Here is a 21,406-nt window from a genome sequence, read left to right as displayed (position 1 = left end):
GGTCGCTTTCCAGGGACGAGCGCCCCAGGGATTGCCCTGGGTTTTCCAGGGTTTGCGCTAGGGCGCAGCCGCGTGGGGCGCGCCCCCGGCTGACGCGACGAGGGGCGCGCGCTCGGGCAGGATGTAGACGAGGCTGCTGCCCGCACCCAGCGTGGGCAGCACGACCTGATCGAAGAAGGTGGAGTCGACCACGACGCAGCCCAGCGTGATGCGGCGATCCTGCAGATTGGCCGAGACCAGACGCTCGGGGCGGCGCTGGTGCGCCGGCGCAGGGCGCAACCGGTGGATCGCGAGATTGGCTTCGTAGTCGAACCAGACGATGCGCTCGCCGCTCAGGTTGCGGCCGGGCTGGGCCTCGAAGCGGCCGGATGGCGTCACGCGCTCGTGGGCCGTCAGCGCCGACGGCGCCTTGCCGCGCGCGCTGGACGGCTCGGCGTCGCCCGGCGTCAACCCGAGCAGGACCGGCGCGCGGCCGACCAGGCGGCCGTCAGCTGCGTAGACGGACAACGTCGCGGCGCGCTTGTCGACGATGGCGAAGGGGCGCTCGTCCTGAGCATCAGCCGCGACCGGCCTCAAGGCGGTCAACGCGGCCTGCGCAGCCGCACCCGACGCGGCCAAGAGGCCGCACGCGGCGGCGGCCCCCAACACCCCGGCCCTCGCCCGATCTGCCCAGCTGCTGCCCACTCGATGCCCCTTGTGCCGGGCGTCGCAGACTTCGCGTCACCCCTGCAGGGCAGTCTAGGAAGGGGGGCTTGTAACCGACAGACAAGGAGTTCACGGTTTGGCGCTGTTACCTCTGCGCGAGCCCGCCTGGGCCAGCAGCTGCGGTGCGGCGGCGGCCGGGAAGAAGGCGGTCAGCGGGCTGCGCTCGGGCAGCACGTAGACGATGGCGCGGCCTCGACCGAGCTGGGGCCAGACCGTGTGGTCGAAGAAGTCCACCGGGACGTTGATGCAGCCCCAGCTGATGCGGTTGTCGGCCGCCGTCTTGGTCGCCAGACGCTCCAGCCGGCGCTCCTTGGGGTTGGTGGCACGCACCCGGTGCATCGAAACGGCGGCACCGTAGTCGACCCAGACGACCTCATGGCCCAGCGAGTTGCGGCCCGGCTCCGACACGAACCGGCCGGCCGGCGTCGTGCGCTCCTGCGGCTTGATGTCCTCGATGGCCTTCTGGCCGATGCCGGCCACCGACAGGTCGCCGGCCGCATAGCCCAGCAGCACCGGGCTGGTGCCGAGCAGACGGCCGCCCGGGTTGAAGACGTACACCTGAGCGCGGCGCTTGTCGACGATGGCGAAGGGCACGATGCCGTTGTCGGCTTCGCGCACGGCCCAGGCCGCGACGCGACTCACGTCGCTCGGGGCGCGGACGCTGCCGAAGTCCAGCCGCCGTTCGATGATCGGCGGGGGCGCGGGCGCGGCCGCATGGGGGGCGCCCGCAAGCGCCGGCTTGCGCGCCTTGAACCTGTCGCCGAAGGCGAAGAACAGCACGGCCAGCGCCAGGGCGGCGATGAGGCCACCCTGGGCCAGGCCGACGAGGATGTCGCGCCGCTTCGCGGCGGCGTCGAGCTCGGCGCGCGCTCCAAAACGCATGGCCGTTGCCGGAGCGGGCTGCCGAGGTCCGCGCGATCAGTTGCGGTCGGCGCGGGGGGCGGGCTCGTCACCCGAAGTGGTGGGGGCCCGATAGGTGTTGTCACTGGCCGTCGGGGTGTCGCTCGGCAGCGCAGTGGCCGTGGTGTCCACCGGCGGCGTGGTGCGGGCCGGATCGTCCGCAGGCGTTTGCTGCGGCATCTGCGCGGTGGTGTCGGCCGCCGGCAGCGCGTTCGGATCGGCGGGCGTCTGCTCGCTGGTGGGGCCCGTAGTGGCCGCTGCCATGGGCTCGGCGGGCTGGTTCTGCTCATCGCTCTGGGCGAAGGCGAGGCCGATGCCGCCCACGAGAACGGCGGCGGTCAGGGCTGTGGTGACGGTCTTGAGGTGGGACATGGGGAACTCCTTTGAAGCGAGACCGGCGAAGGGCCGGGCGGCAAGGCCGGGCATTTCCACCGGCTGGAGCCCACTCTAGGACGCGGTCCTCTCGCACGACGTCGGCACGTGGCCCGACGCGCTGTAGGAGGCACCCCCACCCCGTAGCGGCTGGTTACGCCGCATTGCGGGGCCGCCAGGATCAGAGGGAGAAGTCGTAGTCGATGGTCAGCGGTGCGTGGTCGCTGAACATCTGGCCGGTGTAGATGGTCTCCGCGCGCGCCAGCGCGGCGATGCCGGGCGTGGCGAGGTGGTAGTCCAGCCGCCATCCCACATTGTTGGCACGCGCGTTGCCGCGGTTGCTCCACCAGGTGTATTGCTCGGCGTTCTGGTTCAGCGTGCGGAACACGTCGACCAGCCCGCCCTCGTCCAGCAGCCGCGTCATCCAGGCGCGCTCCTCGGGCAGGAAGCCGCTGTTCTTCTGGTTGCCGCGCCAGTTCTTCAGGTCGATCTCCTTGTGGGCGATGTTGACGTCGGCCACAAGGATGAACTCGCGCTCACCCTTGAGCGCCTGAAGGTGCGGGTACATCGCATCGAGGAAGCGGTACTTGACCGCCTGGCGTTCCTCACCGCTGGTGCCGCTGGGAAAGTAGACGCTGATGAGGCTGAGCTTGCGGCCCGGCTTGTCGAAGCGCTTCTCGACCCAGCGCCCCTCACTGTCGAACTCGGCGATGCCCAGCCCCGTGAGGACATCGCTGGGTTCTTCCCTGGCGTACAGGCCCACGCCCGAGTAGCCCTTCTTCTCGGCGTAGTGGAAGTGGCCTTCGAGTTTGTCGCAGCTGCGGAACTTGGCCTCGACGACGTCGGCCTGCGCCTTGAGCTCCTGCACGCCGACCGCGTCGGCCCGCTGCTGGTCCAGCCAGTCGAAGAAGCCCTTGCTGGCGGCGGACCGCACGCCGTTGAGATTCGCGGTGATGAAGCGCATCGGAACTAGGGAGAGGGTTGGTACGAACAAGTATCGCAGTGCAGCAAATGCACAACACACCGTGCCGGCTTTCATCATGGAACCGTCATGTGATCCCTACGATCCCGTAGAAATCCAGAGGCGTCACAAGCGCCCGTTTCGTCCCGCATGTCCCTCCCCCGCCAACCCGAGGATTTCTCATGCCGAACACCCGCATCTCCCCAACGCTTCTCGCCCTGGCACTGGGCGCCGCATTCCCGATGCAGGCCGCCGTGGCGCAAGCCGCGCCGGCGCCCGAAGCCAAGAAGGACGTCAGCCAGCTCGAAGCTGTCATCGTGACCGGCAGCCGCCGGGCCGAGAACCTGAAGGAGGTGCCGCTGTCCATCTCGGCCATCAAGTCGGAGGAGCTGGACACCTACAACGCCAGTGGTCAGGACGTGCGCACGCTCTCGGGCCGCGTTCCCAGCCTGAACATCGAATCCGACTACGGCCGCACCTTCCCGCGCTTCTACGTCCGTGGCCTGGGCAACACCGACTTCGACATGAACGCCTCGCAGCCGGTGGGCCTGGTCTACGACGATGTCGTGCAGGAGAGCATCGCGCTCAAGGGCTTCCCGGTGTTCGACATGGAGCAGGTGGAGCTGCTGCGCGGCCCGCAGGGCACGCTTTTCGGTCGCAACTCGCCGGCCGGCGTCATGAAGTTCGACTCGGCCAAACCCGGCAAGCGCCTGGAGGGCTTCGCCAACTTCAGCTACGGCCGCTGGAACTCCGCCAACCTGGAAGCCGCCGTCAACGTGCCGCTGAACCAGGACTGGCAGATGCGCGTGGCCGGCATCGTGCAGCGCCAGGACAACCGCGTGCACAACCCGCTACCGGACGCCACGTCCGACCTCGAGGGCTACAACGACAAGGCACTGCGCCTGCAAGCCGCCTACAAGAACGGCGGCTTCTCCGCCCTCTTCAAGGTCCAGGCCCGCGACTTCAAGGGCACGGCCACGACCTTCCGTGCCAACATCATCAAGCGCGGCAGCAACGACCTCGTCGACGGCTACGACGACAGCTACTACCCCACCGACGGCTACAACTCCCAGACGCTGAAGTCCAGCGAGGTCAGTGCGCGCCTGCGCTGGGACTTCGACGGCATGTCGCTGTACTCCATCACCGCCCACGATCGCGCCAAGTTCTACAGCCGCGGCGATGTGGACGGTGGCTTCGGCTGCCGCTTCTGCGGCATCCCGGACGGCCCGAAGTATTCCCCCTCGGGCTCGACGACGCCCTACCCGTCCGTCATCCCTTTCGATTCGCAGACGGCCGACGGCATCCCCTACCTGCGCCAGACGACGCAGGAGTTCCGCCTGCAGTCCAACACGAGCGACCCGCTGCAGTGGATCGCGGGCCTGTACTACTTCAACGAGAAGCTGCAGGTGGACAGCTTCAACTTCGACAGCTTCGCGCCCGGCGACCCGCAGAACGGCTACGCCGTGCAGCACCAGGAAGCCAAGTCCTGGGCCGCCTTTGGCAACGTGAACTTCGCCGTCACGCCCGACTTCAAGATCCGCGGTGGCCTGCGCTACACCAACGACAAGAAGGACTTCGACGCCGTGCGCACCTGGACACCCGGCAAGGCCAACAACGTCGACATCATCGGCCCGTTCTTCGCCCACCCCTCCTCGTCCAACTGGAGCTGGGACCTCGGCGCCAACTACAACGTCGACAAGGCCACCAGCCTGTTCGCGCGCGTCGCCACAGGCTACCGTGCCCCGTCCATCCAGGGCCGCGTGCTGTTCGGCGACTCAATCTCCATCGCCAACTCCGAGAAGGTGCTGTCCATTGAGGCCGGCTTCAAGGCCGACCTGCTGGACAACACCGCACGCATCAGCGGCACGGTGTTCAAGTACCGCGTGAAGGACATGCAGCTCACGGCAGGTTCCGGCTCCACCAACCAGAACCGCCTCGTCAATGCCGCCAAGGCCGAAGGCCAGGGCTTCGAGATCGATGCGCAGGCCATCATCGCGCGCGACTGGCGCACCACGTTGGGCTTCTCGTACAACGACACGAAGATCAAGGACCCCAACCTCTTCGTGCTGCCCTGCGGCAACGCCGGCTTCCAGTTCCTGGAGGCCAACACCGGCTGCACGGTGCTGGACCCAGCCGGCCCGCTGGCGGGCACCGTCAGCATCAACGGGAACCCGCTGCCGCGCGCGCCCAAGGTGGTGTGGAACTGGACGCTGAAGTACAGCACCTCCCTCGGCGCCGGCGAGCTGACCGTGCTGACCGACTGGGCCTACAAGGACAAATACAACATGTTCCTGTACGAGGCCGTCGAGTACCGGGCGAAGTCGGCGCTGGAAGGCGGCCTGCGCGTCGGCTACGGATGGAACAACGGCAAGTACGAGGTCGCGGCCTATTCCCGCAACATCACCAACCACCGCCAGGTCGTCGCCGCCATCGACTTCGACAACCTGACCGGCATCGTCAACGAGCCGCGCAGCTACGGCGTGCAGTTCAAGGCCAGCTTCTAGGCGAGCCCCCCAACCCGGCGAGGCCCGGCCGAGGGCCCGGCTCCCACGGGAGCCGGGCCTGTTTTTTGGCCCCTAGAATCTTTCGCCATGTCCGCCGCGCCCGCCGATTCCCTCGCCCAGTCCTTCGTCGCCTTTGCCGTGCAGGCGGGCGTGCTGCGTTTCGGCGAGTTCAAGACCAAGGCGGGGCGGCTCAGCCCCTACTTTTTCAACGCCGGCCTGTTCGACGACGGCGCCAAGCTCGGCCGCCTCGCCGGCTTCTACGCCGAGCGCCTGATCGCGTCGGGCCTGGCCTTCGACATGATCTTCGGCCCTGCCTACAAGGGCATCACGCTGGCCGCCGCCGTCTCGATGGAACTGGCGCGCCGTGGCCACAACGTGCCCTTCGCGTACAACCGCAAGGAAGCCAAGGACCACGGCGAGGGGGGCAACCTCGTCGGCGCACCGGTCCAGGGCCGCGTGCTCATCATCGACGACGTCATCTCCGCCGGCACCTCGGTGCGCGAGTCCATCCAGATGATCGAGGCCGCCGGCGCGACGCCCTGCGGCGTGTCCATCGCGCTGGACCGTCAGGAGAAGGCGGCCGAGGGCGGCGTCGACAGCCCGCTGTCGGCGGTGCAGCAGGTGCAGGAGCGCTACGGCCTGCCGGTGGTCGCCGTGGCGGGCCTGGCCGATCTGCTGGCCTATCTGGAGGGCGCGCCCGAGCTGGCCGCGCACCGCCCGGCCGTGCTGGCCTATCGAGAACGGTACGGCGTCTGATGCGCACCCTGCCCGTCGTCGCTGCACTTCTCTTTGCCGGCTGCGCGCTGGCACAGGACGGCTCGCCCGGCAGGGGCATCTACACCTGCACAACCGCGGATGGCCGCAAGCTGACCAGCGACCGCCCCATCCCCGAATGCACTGCGCGTGAGCAGCGCATGCTCAACCCCGACGGTTCGCACCGCTCGACGCTGCCGCCCTTCCTGAGCCCCGAGGAGCGCGCCGCGAAAGAGGCTGCCGACCGCCGCGCTGCCGCCGAGCGCATCGCCCAGCTGGACGCCATCCGCCGCGACCGCACGCTGATGCTGCGCTACCCTAACGAGGCGACGCACCAGCGCGCGCGCAACGCGGCCCTGGACGACTCCAACAAGGCCATGCGCCTGTCCGAGCGACGCATCAAGGACCTGACCGCCGAGCGCAAGCCGCTGCTGGACGAGTCCGAGTTCTATAAGGGCAAGCCGCTGCCGGGCAAACTCAAGCAGTCACTGGACGCCAATGACGCCAGCATCGAGGCCCAACAGGTGCTCATCGAGAACCAGAAGGCCGAGCTGGTGCGCATCAACGCACGCTTCGACGCCGAGCTGGCGCGGCTGAAGAAGCTCTGGGCCGGCGCCGCGCCGGGCTCGCTGCCGCCGTTGGGCGAACTGCCACAAACGGCACCGCCGCCCACGCCGAAGCGTTGACCTCGGCCTCAGCGCCCCCTGAGGCCGGTCCGATCAGCCGAGCTTTTTCTTCAGCAGCTCGTTGACCAAGGCCGGGTTGGCCTTGCCCTTGGTCGCCTTCATCGCCTGGCCGACCAGCGCGTTGAAGGCCTTGTCCTTGCCCGCGCGGTACTCATCGACAGACTTCTGATTGGCGGCCAACACCTCGTCGAGGATGGCCTCGATGGCGCCGGTGTCGCTGACCTGCTTCAGGCCCTTGGCCTCGATGACGGCGTCCACGTCGCTCGCCTCGCCGCTCCACAGCGACTCGAACACCTGCTTGGCGGCGTTGTTGGAGATGGTGCCGTCGGAGATGCGGCCGATCAGCTGGGCCAGCAGCGCCGGACCCACCGGCGCGGCGGCGATCTCGCCACCATCGGCATTGAGGCGCTTGCTGATCTCGCCCATGATCCAGTTCGCCACCAGCTTCGGCGTCGCGCCCGCGGCCTTGGCAGCCTCGTAATAGCGCGCCGTGCCCAGGCTTTGCGTCATCATCGTCGCGTCGTAGACCGGCAGACCGTCGGCGCTCTCGAAGCGGGCCGCCATCACCGACGGCAGCTCGGGCATCTCGCCTTTCACGCGCTCCACCCACTCCGGCGCAATGACCAGCGGCGGCAGGTCGGGGTCGGGGAAGTAGCGGTAGTCGGCCGAATCTTCCTTGCTGCGCATCGCGCGGGTCTCGCCGGTGTCGGGGTTGTAGAGCACCGTGGCCTGCTGGATCTTGCGGCCGTCCTCGATCTCGTCGATCTGCCAGTTGACCTCGTAGTTCACCGCGTCGACCAGGAAGCGGAAGCTGTTGAGGTTCTTGATCTCGCGGCGCGTGCCAAAGGGCTCGCCGGGCTTGCGCACCGACACATTGACGTCGCAGCGGAACGACCCCTCCTGCATGTTGCCGTCGCAGATGCCCAGCCACATCACCAGCGCGTGCAGCGTCTTGGCGTATTCGGCCGCCTCGGCACCGGAGCGCATGTCGGGCTCGGACACGATCTCCAGCAGCGGCGTGCCCGCGCGGTTCAGGTCGATGCCCGACTGACCGTGGTAGTCCTCGTGCAGGCTCTTGCCGGCGTCTTCCTCGAGGTGGGCGCGGGTCAGGTTGACCTTGTGCTTCACATCGCCGACGAAGAACTCCACGGCGCCGCCCTGAACGACCGGGATCTCGAACTGGCTGATCTGGTAGCCCTTGGGCAGGTCCGGGTAGAAGTAGTTCTTGCGGGCGAAGATGGACAGCGGCGCGACCTTGGCGCCGACCGCCAGGCCGAAGCGGATGGCGCGCTCGACGGCAGCGCGGTTCAGCACCGGCAGCGTGCCGGGCAGGGCCAGGTCCACCGGCGAAGCCTGCGTGTTGGGCGGCGCGCCGAAAGCGGTGGAGCTGCCGCTGAAGATCTTGCTCTGCGTGGAGAGCTGGACGTGGTTTTCGAGGCCGATGACGACCTCATAACCGCGGATGAGCTTGGATGTAGGCATATCAGAGTCCCGAGGGCGCGGCGAGGTGCCAGTCGGTGGCTTGCTGGAGGGCATGCGCCGTGTGCAGCAGTTGCCCTTCCTTGAAGTAGTTGCCGATCAGCTGCAGGCCCACCGGCATGCCGCCGGCGCCAAGACCGACCGGCACGCTCATGCCGGGCAGGCCGGCCAGCGAGCCGGGCAGCGTGAAGATGTCGGCCAGGTAGGCCTGCGTCGGGTCATCCTTGCCTTCGCCGTGCTTCCAGGCGACAGTGGGCGCCACCGGGCCGGCGATCAGGTCGCACTGCGTGAAGCACTGCTGGAAGTCGTCCGCGATCATGCGGCGCAGCTTCTGGGCCTGCAGGTAGTAGGCGTCGTAGTAACCGTGCGACAGCACGTAGGTGCCGATCATGATGCGGCGCTTCACCTCGGGGCCGAAGCCCTCGGCCCGCGACTTCTTGTACATGTCGAGCAGGTCGTCGTACTGGGCCGCGCGGTGGCCGAACTTGACGCCGTCAAAGCGCGACAGGTTCGAGCTCGCCTCGGCCGGGGCGATGATGTAGTAGACGGGGATGGCCAGCTCGGTACGCGGCAGGCTGACATCCACCAGCGTGGCCCCCAGCTTTTCCAGCTCGGCCAGGCCGGCGCGCACGGCAGCGTTGACGTCGGTCGACAGCCCGGCCGGGAAGAACTCCCTGGGCAGGCCGATGCGCAGTCCCGCCAGCGGCTTGCCCGCGCTGGCGCCCTCGCGCACCGCGAGCATTTGCGCATGGAAGTCCTGCGGTGGCTGCTGCACGCTGGTGGCGTCGCGCTCGTCGAAGCCGCTCATGGTCGACAGCAGCAGCGCGCAGTCTTCGGCCGAGCGGGCCATCGGGCCGGCCTGGTCCAGGCTGGATGCGAAGGCGATCATGCCGTAGCGCGAGCACACGCCGTAGGTCGGCTTGATGCCGGTGATGCCCGTAAAGCTGGCCGGCTGGCGGATGGATCCGCCGGTGTCGGTGCCGGTCACGCCGGGCACCAGGCGGGCCGCCACCGCCACGGCCGAGCCCCCCGAAGAGCCGCCAGGCACGCGGCTGGCGTCCCAGGGGTTGTGGGCCGGGAAATAGGCGCTGTTCTCGTTGGCCGAACCCATCGCGAACTCGTCGCAGTTCAGCTTGCCCAGGCTCACGGTGCCAGCGGCGTTCAGCCTCGCGACGACGGTGGCGTCGAAGGGGCTGAGGTAACCCTCCAGCATCTTGGACCCGGCCGTGGTGGGCATGTCGGCCGTGACGTAGATGTCCTTGTGCGCCAGGGGCACGCCGGCCAGTGCTGCGGCATTGCCGGCGGCCAGCGCGCTGTCGGCCAGGGCGGCGCGGGCCAGCGCACCCTCCGCGTCGACATGCAGGAAGGCGCCCAGCGCCTGGTCGTGGGTGGCGATGCGATCCAGCAGTGCCTGCGTGGCCTCGCGGCTGGACAGGGCGCGGCGCTTCAGGGCGGCGGCCAGCTCGGCCACGCCCATGTCGTGAACGGGCTTCATTCGATGACCTTGGGAACGAGGAAGAGGCCGTCCTCGACGGCCGGGGCGCTGCGCTGGTTCAGCTCGCGCTGGTTCGTCTCGGTGACGGCGTCTTCGCGCAGGCGCAGCTGCACCTGCTGGATGGCAGACAGCGGCGTGTACAGCGGCTCGATGCCGGCGGTGTCCACGGCGCTCATCTGGTCCACGATCTTGAAGAAATCGTTCAGGTTGCCGAGCAGGGCTTCGGACTCGGCGGGCTGCAACTGCAGCCGGGCCAGGTTGGCGATGCGACTCACGTCGTCAGGGGTGAGGCTCATGAAGGGTTTTCAGATGTAAGCCTGAAGCCAGAAACCTAGCATTGGCGGGCCTCAGAATGGGGTGATCGGTTATTATCGCCGCCCATCTTCAAGGCCTTCGAGGCTGCTCGTTCAGCGACGCGTTTTGTCGCCGGCCGGGCGGCCTCGCTGCATATTCAGCCCCCCGTTTTCGAGCCGCGCCCCGCCGGCGAGGTTCCCTGCGCCACACCATGTTCGCCTCCCTGCGCCGCTACTTTTCCACCGACCTCGCCATCGACCTCGGCACCGCCAACACGCTGATCTACGTTCGCGGCAAGGGCATCGTCCTTGACGAACCGTCGGTGGTGTCCATTCGCCACGAGGGCGGCCCCAACGGCAAGAAGACCATCCAGGCCGTCGGCCGGGAGGCCAAGGCCATGCTGGGCAAGGTCCCCGGCAACATCGAGGCCATCCGCCCCATGAAGGACGGCGTCATCGCCGACTTCACGGTGACGGAGCAGATGCTCAAGCAGTTCATCAAGATGGTCCATGACTCGAAGACGTTCAAGCCGTCTCCGAGGATCATCATCTGCGTGCCCTGCGGCTCGACCCAGGTGGAGCGCCGTGCCATCCGCGAATCCGCGCTGGGCGCTGGTGCCAGCGAGGTCTACCTGATCGAGGAACCCATGGCCGCCGCCATCGGTGCCGGCCTGCCGGTGGCCGAGGCCTCCGGCTCCATGGTTGTCGACATCGGCGGGGGCACCACCGAGGTGGGCGTCATCTCGCTGGGCGGCATGGTCTACAAGGGCTCCGTCCGCGTCGGCGGCGACAAGTTCGACGAAGCCATCATCAACTACATCCGCCGCAACTACGGCATGCTGATCGGCGAGCCCACCGCCGAGGCGATCAAGAAGAACATCGGCAGTGCCTTCCCCGGCTCCGAGGTCAAGGAGATGGAGGTCAAGGGCCGCAACCTCTCCGAAGGCGTGCCGCGCAGCTTCACGATCTCGTCCAACGAGATCCTGGAAGCGCTGACGGACCCGCTGAACCAGATCGTTTCCGCCGTGAAGAACGCGCTGGAGCAGACCCCCCCGGAACTGGGCGCCGACATCGCCGAGCGCGGCATGATGTTGACCGGTGGCGGCGCGCTGCTGCGCGACCTCGATCGCCTGCTGGGCGAGGAGACCGGTCTGCCGGTACTCGTGGCCGAAGACCCGCTGACCTGCGTCGTCCGCGGCTGCGGCATGGCGCTGGAGCGCATGGAGCGCCTGGGCTCCATCTTCACGTCGGAATAAGCCCAACCTCCTGATACGCCGCCTGGCGCGCCATGCCCCTCGGCACCCTAGACCGCACGCCACCGCCGTTCTTCCGCCAGGGTCCGTCGGCGCTGACCAAGCTCGCGCTGTGCTCGGCGCTCGCGCTGTTGATGATGGTGGCTGACGCCCGTTTCAAGCTGATGCAGCCGGTGCGAGCAGGCTTCGCCCTCGTCCTGCACCCTGTGCAGCGCCTGCTGCTGACGCCCGTCGATGCCTGGGATACCCTGGGTGACTATCTGCGCGGCACACAGCGCGCGATGGCGGCCGAAGACCTCGCCAAGCGCCAGCTCGCCCAGCAGGCCGAACGGCTGTCCCGTGCCGAGGCGCTGCAGACCGAGAACGACCATCTGCGCAAGCTGCTCGGCCTGCAGCCCAGCCTGAGCGTCCCGTCCATCCCTGCCGAGGTGCTGTTCGAGGCCCCCGACCCCTTTTCCCGCCGGGTCGTCATCGACCGCGGCGCCACCCAGGGCGTGGCTCCCGGTTCCCCGGTCATCAACGAAGCCGGCGTGCTCGGCCAGGTGACGCGCGTCTATCCGCTGTCGAGCGAGGTCACGCTGCTGACCGACAAGGACGCTGCCATCCCGCTGCTGAATGCGCGCACGCAGATGCGCAACGCCGCCGCCGGCCGCTCGGACGGCACCGGCATGGAACTGCGCTTCCTGGCCGCGAACGCGGACGTCAAGGTCGGTGACCTGATGACGACCTCGGGCCTCGACGGCGTCTATCCACCGGGCCTGCCGGTCGCCAAGGTAGCCGTCGTCGAGCGACGCGGCGACTCCAGCTTCGCCCAGGTGTTCCTGACTCCCATCGCCCAACCGGACAGCGCCCGCCACGTACTCGTGCTGCTGCCGCAGGACCGCCATCTGGCTGCCAAGCAGGAGGCCGAGGTCGCCGCGGCGGGCGAAGCGGCGTCGGCCGCCGCGGCCAAGGCCGTCGCCCGCGCCGCCAAAAAGGCCGAACGCGCCGAAAAGGCCGCCGAAAAAGCCGCCCCCAAAGCCTCGGGAGCCACGCCATGATCATGCCGCGCGCCGCAGACCAGTTGCTGCTGCCGGCCAATCCCTGGTTCATCGGCTTCACGCTGATCGTCGCGCTGATGATCGACATGGTGCCGGCCGGACGCCTCGCGGCGATGCCGGATGTGCTGGCCGTCGTCCTGGTCTTCTGGGGTGTGCACCAGCCGCGCCGGGTCGGCGTGTTGTGGGCCTTCATCTTCGGCCTGCTCGTCGACGTGCACGACGGCGCGCTGCTGGGTCAGCATGCGCTGGCCTACAGCGGCCTGAGCTACGGCGCGATCCTGCTGCATCGCCGCCTGACCTGGTTCCCGCTGGGCGGCCAGGCGGTGCAGGTGTTGCCGCTGTTCCTCGCCGCGCATGCGCTGGCGTTGATCGTGCGCATGCTGGTCGGGGGTATGTGGCCGGGCTGGAGCGTTTTGCTTGCACCGGTCTTCGAGGCCGCGCTGTGGCCGGTGGCGAGCGTGCTGCTGCTGGCGCCGCAACGCCGCGCGCCGGACCGCGACGCCAACCGGCCGCTATGACGTCTGCGCGGTCTCGCCGGTTCCCGGCATCCCTCGCCGCCCGGGTGGCCGGGCACGTTCGGGTCTAGCCCGTGGTCGTCATCAAGAACCTCCGCCAGGAGCTGTCGCGCTTTCGCCTGCGCGTGCTTGCCGCGGTCGCCTTCGTGTTGTTCTGCTTCGGCCTGCTCATCGCGCGCCTGGTCTGGCTCCAGATCGTGCAGTACGACAGCTTTGCGGAGCGGGCCGAGTCCAACCGCATCGCCGTCGTGCCCATCGTACCGAATCGCGGCCTCATCAAGGACCGCAACGGCGTCGTGCTGGCCAGCAACTACTCGGCCTACACGCTGGAGATCAACCCCGAGAAGGTCACTGACCTGGATGCCACCATCGAGGCCCTTGGCGAGATCGTCGAGATCCAGGCGCGCGACAAGCGCCGCTTCCGGCGCCTGCTCGACGAGTCCAAGCACACCGACTCCCTGCCCATCCGCACCAAGCTGACGGACGAGGAGGTCGCGCGCTTCACCGCCCAGCGCTTCCGCTTCCCCGGCGTCGAGATCAAGGCGCGCCTGTTCCGCTCCTACCCGCTGGGCGACGTCGGTGCCCACCTGATCGGCTACATCGGCCGCATCAACCAGGCCGAGAAGAAGGCGATGGACGACTGGGAGGAGGAGGACGTCGCCAACTACCGGGGGACCGAATACATCGGCAAGCTGGGCCTGGAGCAGGCCTACGAAAAGGAACTGCACGGGACGACCGGCTTCGAACAGGTAGAGACCAGCGCCGGCGGCCGCGCAGTGCGTCGCCTGGACCACCGCCCGCCCACGCCCGGCAACACGCTGAACCTGTCCATCGACATCAAGCTGCAGGCGCTGGTGGAGAAGCTGTTCGGCGAGCGGCGCGGTGCGCTGGTGGCCATCGATCCGCGCAACGGCGAGGTGCTGGCCTTCGTGTCCAAGCCCACCTTCGACCCGAACCTGTTCGTCGATGGCATCGACGCAGACTCCTGGCGCGAGCTGAACGAGGACATCGACAAGCCGTTGCTGAACCGCGCGCTGCGTGGCACCTATCCGCCCGGCTCCACCTTCAAGCCGCTGATGGCCATGGCGGCGCTGAACAGCGGCAAGCGCGCACCCGGCACGGTCATCATGGACAACCTGACCTACAGCTTCGGTGGCCGAAGCTTCGGCAGCCCCGAAACCGACCGCGCCGGCCCCAAGGACATGCGGCTGGCCATCGTCACCTCGTCCAACGTCTACTTCTACAGCCTGGCCAACGAGATGGGGGTGGATCTGATCCACGACCAGCTCGAGCCCTTCGGCCTGGGCCGCAAGACCGACATCGATGTGCAGGGCGAGGTCGCCGGCGTGCTGCCCTCGCAGGAGTGGAAGCGCAACTACTTCCGCAGGAGCCCTGCGAACCAGAAGTGGTTCCCCGGCGAGACGATTTCGCTGGGCATCGGCCAGGGCTACAACAACTTCACGATGCTGCAGATGGCCACGGCCTACTCCACCATCGCCTCCGGCGGCCAGCGCTACAAGCCGCGCCTGGTACGTGAGATCGAGGACGTGGTGAAGCACGAGCAACGTCGCATCGCCAGCGACGCGCTGGAACCCTTGCCGCTCAAGCCCGCCGATGTCGACGTGATCCGCAACGCAATGAACGGCGTGACGCTGGAGGGCACGGGGCGCCAGGTGTTCGCCGGCGCGGCCTACCAGAGCGGCGGCAAGACCGGCACCGCCCAGGCCGTGGGCCTGCGCGCGGGCGAGAAGTACAGCGCCATCAAGGCCGATGAGCGCAAGCGCGACCACTCGCTCTACGTGGGCTTCGCGCCGGTGGACCAGCCCACCGTCGCACTGGCCGTCATCGTCGAGAACGCCGGCTGGGGCTCGGCCTCGGCCGCCCCCATCGCGCGCCGCGTGTTCGACTACCTGCTGACCGGCGCCTACCCCAGCGAGGAAGACATCGCCAAGACGCAGCTGGGCCAGACCTTCGCGCCCATCGGCACGCCGCGCCGCGCCGCGGACGTGCCGCTGCCAGGCCTGGCCGCCACATCGCCGGGCGGGACATCCAGTGCGTCCGCCCCGGCCTCGGGAGCCTCACGATGACCGTCATCGAACGACCGCCTCTCTGGCAGCGCCTGAAGCCCTGGCTCAGCGGCTTCGACGTGCCGCTGCTGCTGGCCGTTGCATGGCTGTGCTTCTGGGGCCTGCTGTGCATGTACTCGGCCGGCTACGACCACGGCACCCGCTTCGTGGATCATGGCCGCAACATGCTGCTGGGACTCGGCCTGATGTTCATCGTGGCCCAGATCTCGCCGCAGCGGCTGATGGCGCTGGCCATCCCGCTCTACGTGTTCGGGGTGACGCTGCTCATCGCCACCGCGGTGTTCGGCATCACCAAGAAGGGCGCGACGCGCTGGCTGAACATTGGCGTCACGCAGATTCAGCCGTCCGAGCTGCTGAAGATCGCCACGCCGCTGATGCTGGCCTGGTGGTTCCAGAAGCGCGAGGGGCTGCTGCGCTGGCCGGACTTCATCGCTGCGTTCGCGCTGCTGCTGCTGCCCTTCCTGCTGATCGCCAAGCAGCCAGACCTGGGCACCAGCCTGCTGGTGCTGGCCGCGGGCCTGTACGTGATCTTCTTCGCCGGCCTGCCCTGGAAGCTCATCGTGCCGGCCTTCGTGCTGGGCGCGGCGGGCATCACGGCGCTGGTGGCCAGCGAGGACCGCATCTGCGAGCCCGACACCGTCTGGGTGGTGCTGAAGGAGTACCAGAAGCACCGTGTCTGCACGCTGCTGGATCCGACCAAGGACCCGCTCGGCAAGGGCTTCCACATCATCCAGGGCGAGATCGCCATCGGCTCCGGCGGCATGACCGGCAAGGGCTTCATGCAGGGCACGCAGACCCACTTGGAGTTCATTCCCGAGCGCACCACTGACTTCATCTTCGCGGCCTTCGGCGAGGAGTTCGGCTTCATGGGCGCGCTGGGGCTGCTGGCTGGCTTCACGGCACTGATCCTGCGCGGGCTGATGATCGCGTCCGACGCGCCGACGCTGTTCTCGCGATTGATGGCGGGTGCGGTCACGCTGTCATTCTTCACCTATGTCTTCGTCAACATGGGCATGGTCAGCGGCATCCTGCCCGTCGTCGGCGTGCCGCTGCCCTTCATCAGCTATGGGGGCACAGCGATGGTGACGCTGGGGCTGTCGCTGGGCCTGCTGATGTCGATTGCGCGGGTCAGGAAGCTGGTGAAGACCTAACTTTTCATGCGGGGGACCGCATGACATCCTGCGATCGCGCACGGATCAGGTTCACGACGTAGACCGGTCCGCGGGCGTGGCCCCGGCCGGGAATCGAATCGTGAAGCGCGCTCCCGGGCCCTGGCCGTCAGGTGATTCGCCCCCCGCCGCGCGGCGGACGCGGGTGTCATCCAGTGTCATCTCGGCCTCATGCTGCTGCACGATCTCCTTCACGATGGCCAGGCCCAGGCCCGAGCCCTCGACGCCACTGCCCAGCGACCGGTAGAAAGGCTGAAAGACCTTCTCGCGTTCGCCCGGCGCAATCCCGGGCCCGGTGTCCTCGACCTGCAGCACGACGACCTGACCGAAGGGGTCCTCGACGACGCGTACCGTCACCAGCCCGCCGGCCGGCGTGTAGAGCAGCGCGTTGTCGACGAGGTTGCGGATCAGCTCGCCCAGCAGCACCGGCTGGCCATGCACGCGCAGTCGGCTGTCGTCGGGCACCACGCCGTCATAGCCGAGGTCGATGCGGCGTTCCAGCGCACGTGGCACGAAGTCGCGCACCGTGTCGATGGCGATCTCGGCCAGGTTGACCGGCTCCCGGCGCAGTGCCTGCTCGACATCCTCGGCCCGGGCCATGGCGAGCAGTTGGTTGACCATGTGCGCCGCCCGCTCGCTGGCGCGGGCGATCTGGGCGAGCGAGCGTTTCATCTCCTCCGGCGAGGCACGGCCGGCGTCGATCTCACGCTGGATCAGCTCGGCCTGGGTGCGCAAGCCGGCCAGCGGCGTCTTCAGCTGATGGGCCGCATCGGCGAGGAAATGCTTCTGCCGGCTCATCGACGAGTCGAGCCGCGCCAGCAGGTCGTTGATCGCCCGCACCAGCGGCGCCACCTCGTCGGGCACGCGCTGCTCGTCGATGGGCGACAGGTCCGAACTCTCGCGCGAGCGGATGCGCCGCTGCAACTCGTTCAGCGGGGAGATGCCGCGCGCCAGCGCCAGCCACACCAGCAGCACGGCCAGCGGCAGGATGACGAACTGCGGCAGGATGACGCCCTTGATGATCTCGTTCGTCAGCCGAGCGCGCTTGCCCATCGTCTCGGCCACCTGCACGAGCATGGGCCGGGTCGCGCCGGCCTGGCCCGGCACGGCAGTTTCCGGTGCGACCCAGAGGTAGGCCACCCGCACCGCGTCCGAGCCCACCTCGTCATCACGGAAATGCAGCTCCCAGGGCACGACGGGCGCTTCCTCGACGGGCACCGGCAGCGCCGCGTCCCCGCTGAGCAGCTCGCCGCGCAGGCCCAGCACCTGATAGAAAACCGTGTCCGACGCATCCGCCCGCAGCAGCGCCGCCGCCTCGGGCGCGAGTGCATAGCGGTCCTTGCCCTTGCTGACCGCCGCAGGCGCCACGGCCGCCACCTGCTGCCCCAGACTGCGCGCCATCTCGCCCAGCTCGCGGTCGTAGGGTCGGCTGGCAATGCCCTGCGCCACCAGCCACGTCAGCGCGACGCTGATCGGCCAGATCAGCAGCAGCGGGGCGAGCATCCAGTCGAGGATCTCGCCGAACAGCGAGCCCTGCTGCGGGCTGGCGCCGTCCTTGGTGGGCATTTACGAGGCGATCTTTTCCAGGCAGTAGCCAAGGCCGCGCACGGTCGCGATGCGAATGGGGCCTTGCTCGATCTTCTTGCGCAGCCGGTGGATGTAGACCTCGATCGCGTTGTTCGAGACCTCCTCGCCCCACTCGCACAGACGCTCGACAAGCTGATCCTTGCTGACCAGGCGGCCGGCACGCTGCAGCAGCACCTCCAGCAGCGACAGCTCGCGCGCCGACAGCTCCAGCATTTGCTCGTTGATGTAGGCCACGCGGCCGGTCGCGTCGAAGCTCAGCGGCCCGTGCTTGATGATGCTGCTGGCCGTGCCCAGGCCCCGGCGCGTCAGCGCCCGCACGCGCGCCTCCAGCTCCTGCAGCGAGAAGGGCTTGGCCATGTAATCGTCGGCACCCAGATCCAGTCCCTTGACGCGCTGCTCCACGCTGTCGGCAGCGGTCAGGATCAGCACCGGCATCGTCGAACCGCGCGCGCGCAGCTTGCGCAACACCTCCAGCCCGTGCAGGCGCGGCAGGCCCAGGTCGAGGATGACGAGATCGAATTCATGCGTGGCCAGCGCCGTGTCTGCCTCGCTGCCCGTCGCGACGCGGTCCACCGCATAGCCCGAGGCGCGCAGCGCGCGCAACAGCCCGTCGGCCAGCACTTGGTCGTCTTCCGCAATCAGGATGCGCATGGTCTTGTCTCCTGCTCCGATGTTAGGCCTTGCACAGGTGGCTCATCTCCTGAGCTACCCCATGCCTAGGATGCTCTTCAATCCTGAGCCGCTGCCAACGCGGGCCAGGGGACAAAATACTGTACAAACATACAGATTGCCTCATAATTCGACCATTCCCCACGGAGATTCGCATGGACGCCCCGGTCAAAGCCCTCAACACCGAAAAAGCCAAGGCCCTGCAGGCCGCCCTCGCCCAGATCGAAAAGCAGTTCGGCAAGGGCTCCATCATGCGGCTCGGCGAAGGCGAGGCCCTGGAAGACATCCAGGTCGTCTCCACCGGCTCGCTGGGCCTGGACATTGCGCTGGGCGTCGGCGGCCTGCCACGTGGCCGCGTCGTGGAGATCTACGGCCCCGAGTCCTCCGGCAAGACGACGCTGACGCTGCAGGTCATCGCCGAGATGCAGAAGATTGCCGGCACCTGCGCCTTCATCGACGCGGAGCACGCGCTGGACGTGCAGTACGCGCAGAAGCTGGGCGTCAACCTGAGCGACCTGCTGATCAGCCAGCCCGACACCGGCGAGCAGGCCCTCGAGATCGTCGACGCGCTGGTGCGCTCCGGCTCGGTGGACCTCATCGTCATCGACTCGGTGGCCGCACTGACGCCCAAGGCTGAAATCGAAGGCGAGATGGGCGACAGCCTGCCTGGCCTGCAGGCCCGCCTGATGAGCCAGGCGCTGCGCAAGCTGACCGCCACGATCAAGAAGACCAACTGCATGGTCATCTTCATCAACCAGATCCGCATGAAGATCGGCGTCATGTTCGGCTCGCCCGAAACGACCACCGGCGGCAATGCGCTGAAGTTCTACGCCTCGGTGCGCCTGGACATCCGCCGCATCGGCTCGATCAAGAAGGGCGAGGAAGTCATCGGCTCCGAGACCAAGGTCAAGGTCGTCAAGAACAAGGTCAGCCCGCCGTTCAAGACCGCCGAGTTCGACATCCTTTACGGCGAGGGCATCAGCCGTGAGGGCGAGATCGTCGACATGGGCGTCGTCCACAAGATCGTCGAGAAATCTGGCTCCTGGTACGCCTACCAGGGCGAGAAGATCGGTCAGGGCAAGGACAACGCCCGCGAATTCCTGCGCGAGAACGTCGACGTGGCCCGCGAGATCGAGAACAAGATCCGCGAAGCGGTCGGGGTGGCCCCCTTGGGCGAGGTCGACGGCGCGACCGACAAGAAGGGGTGACCGTCGCCCCGGTTGCGACGCAGACTGCTGCGTCCGCAACCCAGGCCGCGGGCGCGACAACGCCCAGGTCACGTCCCAAACCCAAACCTCCACCCAGCTGAAGGCCCGTCATGGCGCGCACGCCCCTGTCTCTGAAAGCGCGCGCCATCGGCCTGCTGGCCCAGCGCGAGCACAGCCGCATCGAACTGCGGCGCAAATTACTGGTCATCGAGCGCCGCACGCGCGAGGCGGCGGGTGATGCCGACGCGACCGAGACCGCCGGGGAGGCGGAAGAAGCCGGCGTAACAGCCGTCGATGCCCTGCTCGACACCCTCGCCGCCGAGGGGTACCTCGACGAAACTCGCTTCGTCGAATCACGTCTCCATGTCCGCGCCGGCCGCTTCGGCGCCCAGCGCATCCAGCAGGAACTCGCCCGGCACGGCCTGCAGCTGGATGCCGAGCAGCAGGCCGCGTTGCGCGCCACCGAGATGGAGCGGGCCCGCGAGGTCTGGCACAAGCGCTTCGGCCCGGAACCCGCCCGGGATGTCACTGAACAGGCGCGCCAGGCCCGTTTTCTGATGGCCCGCGGGTTTTCCCCTGAGCTGGTGCGGCGCCTGCTGCGGGCCTGACGGCCTGAGGGCTTGCCCAGCCTCCAACCACCGCTTGACCGAGTGCGGAGGGGAGTTTTTACCCTCCGTGCTACATTGCCGCCTGCCCCAAAACGAGGGTTCACCCGGTTACAAGCCCTTTGCCGATGTCGGTAAAGCGCTGCAAAAGCCGGTCTGACCCCGTCCCGGCACCGGCCGGGTTGATCCGCCAATCCCGTCTCATGCCCGCCGTCAACCCGTCCGTCACGCGTCGCCCGCTGCACCGCCGCGCCCTCGATGTGCAGGTGTTCGCGCGCGATGACGGCCTGTTCGACGTGGAAGCCAGCCTGACAGACACCAAGTCCCATGACGTGCCGCTGGCCGGCGTGCCACGCAAGGCCGGCGAGCCCATCCACGAGATGCGCCTGCATCTGACCGTGGACGCAACGCTGACCATCACCGCCGCCACGTCCGAGACTCGGTGGATGCCTTACCCGGCCGCCTGCGGCGAGCATGGCGATGCCTATGCACGCCTCGTCGGCCTGAATCTGATGAAGGGCTTCCGCCAGGGCGTCCACGAACGCCTGGCCGCCACGCGCGGCTGCACCCATCTGACCGAGCTGTGCCAGGTGCTGCCGACGGCCGTCATCCAGGCCCTGGCCGGCTTCGTCATCGACACCGGCGAGGGCGACGCCTCCGGCAACCCGCCCTTCCAGCTCGACCGCTGCCATGCGCTGCGCCGCGACGGCGCTACCGTGGCCAAGTTCTATCCCCGCTGGCATCTGGACACCCCAGAAGCCGCCGCGACCGCTTCCTGACTTCCCCGACCCGAGAGACCCCAGCCATGAAAATCCACGAATACCAGGGCAAAGAAATCCTGCGCCAGTTCGGCGTGCCGGTGCCGCGCGGCATCCCGGCCTTCACCGTGCAGGAGGCCGTCGAAGCCGCCCAGAAGCTGGGCGGCCCGGTCTGGGTCGTCAAGGCCCAGATCCATGCCGGCGGCCGTGGCAAGGGCGGCGGCGTCAAGGTTGCCAAGACCATCGAGGACGTCAAGGCCAAGGCCGAGGGCATCCTGGGCATGCAACTGATCACGCACCAGACCGGCCCCGAAGGCCAGAAGGTGCGCCGCCTCTACATTGAAGACGGCGCCGACATCAAGAATGA

At 68.1% G+C, this 21,406-nt stretch carries 21 protein-coding genes; 12 read left to right on the top strand and 9 right to left on the bottom strand.

Features of this window, described 5'->3' with window-relative positions:
• Positions 1 to 57: 57 nt before the first annotated feature.
• From VGF12_RS12495 to VGF12_RS12480, 4 genes are all read right to left on the bottom strand, one after another.
• Positions 58 to 585, bottom strand: coding sequence for a L,D-transpeptidase (locus VGF12_RS12495; protein WP_331176365.1), 528 nt, complete (start codon positions 583 to 585; stop codon positions 58 to 60).
• 189 nt (positions 586 to 774) lie between these two features.
• Positions 775 to 1,587: a hypothetical protein gene (locus tag VGF12_RS12490; protein ID WP_331176364.1), complete on the bottom strand. Its 813-nt coding sequence runs from the start codon at positions 1,585 to 1,587 to the stop codon at positions 775 to 777.
• 36 nt (positions 1,588 to 1,623) lie between these two features.
• Positions 1,624 to 1,977 carry a hypothetical protein gene (locus VGF12_RS12485; protein WP_331176363.1) on the bottom strand — a complete coding sequence of 118 codons (354 nt, stop codon included), beginning with the start codon at positions 1,975 to 1,977 and terminating at the stop codon, positions 1,624 to 1,626.
• A 181-nt stretch (positions 1,978 to 2,158) separates the two neighbouring features.
• Complete coding sequence (locus VGF12_RS12480; RefSeq protein ID WP_331176362.1) at positions 2,159 to 2,941, bottom strand: exodeoxyribonuclease III; 783 nt, start codon at positions 2,939 to 2,941, stop codon at positions 2,159 to 2,161.
• Between the two features lie 179 nt (positions 2,942 to 3,120).
• Here VGF12_RS12480 and VGF12_RS12475 point away from each other — a divergent pair, with 179 nt between their 5' ends.
• The 3 genes from VGF12_RS12475 to VGF12_RS12465 all read left to right on the top strand — a co-directional run bounded on the left by VGF12_RS12475 (position 3,121) and on the right by VGF12_RS12465 (position 6,881).
• Positions 3,121 to 5,442: a TonB-dependent receptor gene (locus VGF12_RS12475; RefSeq protein WP_331176361.1), complete on the top strand. Its 2,322-nt coding sequence runs from the start codon at positions 3,121 to 3,123 to the stop codon at positions 5,440 to 5,442.
• An 87-nt stretch (positions 5,443 to 5,529) separates the two neighbouring features.
• Complete coding sequence (pyrE, locus tag VGF12_RS12470; RefSeq protein ID WP_331176360.1) at positions 5,530 to 6,198, top strand: orotate phosphoribosyltransferase; 669 nt, start codon at positions 5,530 to 5,532, stop codon at positions 6,196 to 6,198.
• Positions 6,198 to 6,881, top strand: coding sequence for a hypothetical protein (locus VGF12_RS12465; RefSeq protein ID WP_331176359.1), 684 nt, complete (start codon positions 6,198 to 6,200; stop codon positions 6,879 to 6,881). The genes pyrE and VGF12_RS12465 overlap by 1 nt, the downstream gene beginning before the upstream one ends.
• A gap of 33 nt (positions 6,882 to 6,914) precedes the next feature.
• On the opposite strand, the gene gatB is transcribed toward VGF12_RS12465, so the two are convergent.
• Genes gatB through gatC form a run of 3 tightly spaced genes read right to left on the bottom strand, consistent with a single transcriptional unit; the run spans position 6,915 to position 10,151 of the window.
• Complete coding sequence (gene gatB, locus VGF12_RS12460; protein ID WP_331176358.1) at positions 6,915 to 8,363, bottom strand: Asp-tRNA(Asn)/Glu-tRNA(Gln) amidotransferase subunit GatB; 1,449 nt, start codon at positions 8,361 to 8,363, stop codon at positions 6,915 to 6,917.
• 1 nt (position 8,364) lies between these two features.
• On the bottom strand, positions 8,365 to 9,855 hold the full coding sequence (gatA, locus tag VGF12_RS12455; protein ID WP_331176357.1) for an Asp-tRNA(Asn)/Glu-tRNA(Gln) amidotransferase subunit GatA: 1,491 nt from the start codon (positions 9,853 to 9,855) through the stop codon (positions 8,365 to 8,367).
• Complete coding sequence (gene gatC / locus VGF12_RS12450; protein ID WP_331176356.1) at positions 9,852 to 10,151, bottom strand: Asp-tRNA(Asn)/Glu-tRNA(Gln) amidotransferase subunit GatC; 300 nt, start codon at positions 10,149 to 10,151, stop codon at positions 9,852 to 9,854. Before gatC ends, gatA begins: the two co-directional genes overlap by 4 nt.
• 209 nt (positions 10,152 to 10,360) lie before the next feature.
• On the opposite strand from gatC, the gene VGF12_RS12445 reads away from it, so the two are divergent.
• The 5 genes from VGF12_RS12445 to rodA all read left to right on the top strand — a co-directional run bounded on the left by VGF12_RS12445 (position 10,361) and on the right by rodA (position 16,194).
• Complete coding sequence (locus VGF12_RS12445) at positions 10,361 to 11,404, top strand: rod shape-determining protein (RefSeq protein WP_056191483.1); 1,044 nt, start codon at positions 10,361 to 10,363, stop codon at positions 11,402 to 11,404.
• Positions 11,405 to 11,436: 32 nt separating this feature from the next.
• Positions 11,437 to 12,441, top strand: coding sequence for a rod shape-determining protein MreC (mreC, locus tag VGF12_RS12440; RefSeq protein WP_331176355.1), 1,005 nt, complete (start codon positions 11,437 to 11,439; stop codon positions 12,439 to 12,441).
• A complete protein-coding gene (gene mreD, locus VGF12_RS12435) occupies positions 12,438 to 12,959 on the top strand; it encodes a rod shape-determining protein MreD (protein WP_331176354.1) in 522 nt (173 codons plus the stop codon). Before mreC ends, mreD begins: the two co-directional genes overlap by 4 nt.
• 71 nt (positions 12,960 to 13,030) lie before the next feature.
• On the top strand, positions 13,031 to 15,043 hold the full coding sequence (gene mrdA, locus VGF12_RS12430; RefSeq protein WP_331176353.1) for a penicillin-binding protein 2: 2,013 nt from the start codon (positions 13,031 to 13,033) through the stop codon (positions 15,041 to 15,043).
• On the top strand, positions 15,040 to 16,194 hold the full coding sequence (gene rodA, locus VGF12_RS12425; RefSeq protein ID WP_331176352.1) for a rod shape-determining protein RodA: 1,155 nt from the start codon (positions 15,040 to 15,042) through the stop codon (positions 16,192 to 16,194). Before mrdA ends, rodA begins: the two co-directional genes overlap by 4 nt.
• A 51-nt stretch (positions 16,195 to 16,245) precedes the next feature.
• On the opposite strand, the gene VGF12_RS12420 is transcribed toward rodA, so the two are convergent.
• Both VGF12_RS12420 and VGF12_RS12415 read right to left on the bottom strand, forming a co-directional pair.
• On the bottom strand, positions 16,246 to 17,778 hold the full coding sequence (locus tag VGF12_RS12420) for a sensor histidine kinase (protein WP_331176351.1): 1,533 nt from the start codon (positions 17,776 to 17,778) through the stop codon (positions 16,246 to 16,248).
• Entirely contained in the window at positions 17,779 to 18,450 is a 672-nt protein-coding gene (locus VGF12_RS12415) for a response regulator (RefSeq protein WP_293504703.1), read from the bottom strand.
• Positions 18,451 to 18,623: 173 nt separating this feature from the next.
• Here VGF12_RS12415 and recA point away from each other — a divergent pair, with 173 nt between their 5' ends.
• From recA to VGF12_RS12395, 4 genes are all read left to right on the top strand, one after another.
• The gene (gene recA, locus VGF12_RS12410) at positions 18,624 to 19,676 is read left to right on the top strand and encodes a recombinase RecA (protein ID WP_331176350.1); all 1,053 of its coding nucleotides are present in this window, start codon (positions 18,624 to 18,626) and stop codon (positions 19,674 to 19,676) included.
• A 110-nt stretch (positions 19,677 to 19,786) separates the two neighbouring features.
• Positions 19,787 to 20,284 (top strand): recombination regulator RecX, encoded by a 498-nt coding sequence (gene recX / locus VGF12_RS12405; RefSeq protein WP_331176349.1) that lies wholly within the window; start codon positions 19,787 to 19,789, stop codon positions 20,282 to 20,284.
• 200 nt (positions 20,285 to 20,484) lie between these two features.
• Positions 20,485 to 21,060 carry a DUF2889 domain-containing protein gene (locus VGF12_RS12400; protein ID WP_331176348.1) on the top strand — a complete coding sequence of 192 codons (576 nt, stop codon included), beginning with the start codon at positions 20,485 to 20,487 and terminating at the stop codon, positions 21,058 to 21,060.
• A 26-nt stretch (positions 21,061 to 21,086) separates the two neighbouring features.
• Positions 21,087 to 21,406: ATP-grasp domain-containing protein (locus tag VGF12_RS12395; RefSeq protein WP_331176347.1), on the top strand; the 320-nt coding region annotated here is incomplete at its 3' end.

It is taken from the genome of Roseateles sp. (genome assembly GCF_036404855.1).
Taxonomy (GTDB): domain Bacteria; phylum Pseudomonadota; class Gammaproteobacteria; order Burkholderiales; family Burkholderiaceae_C; genus Pelomonas.
Note: the sequence above shows the minus strand (reverse complement) of the source record. Positions and strands in the feature narration are given on the sequence as shown.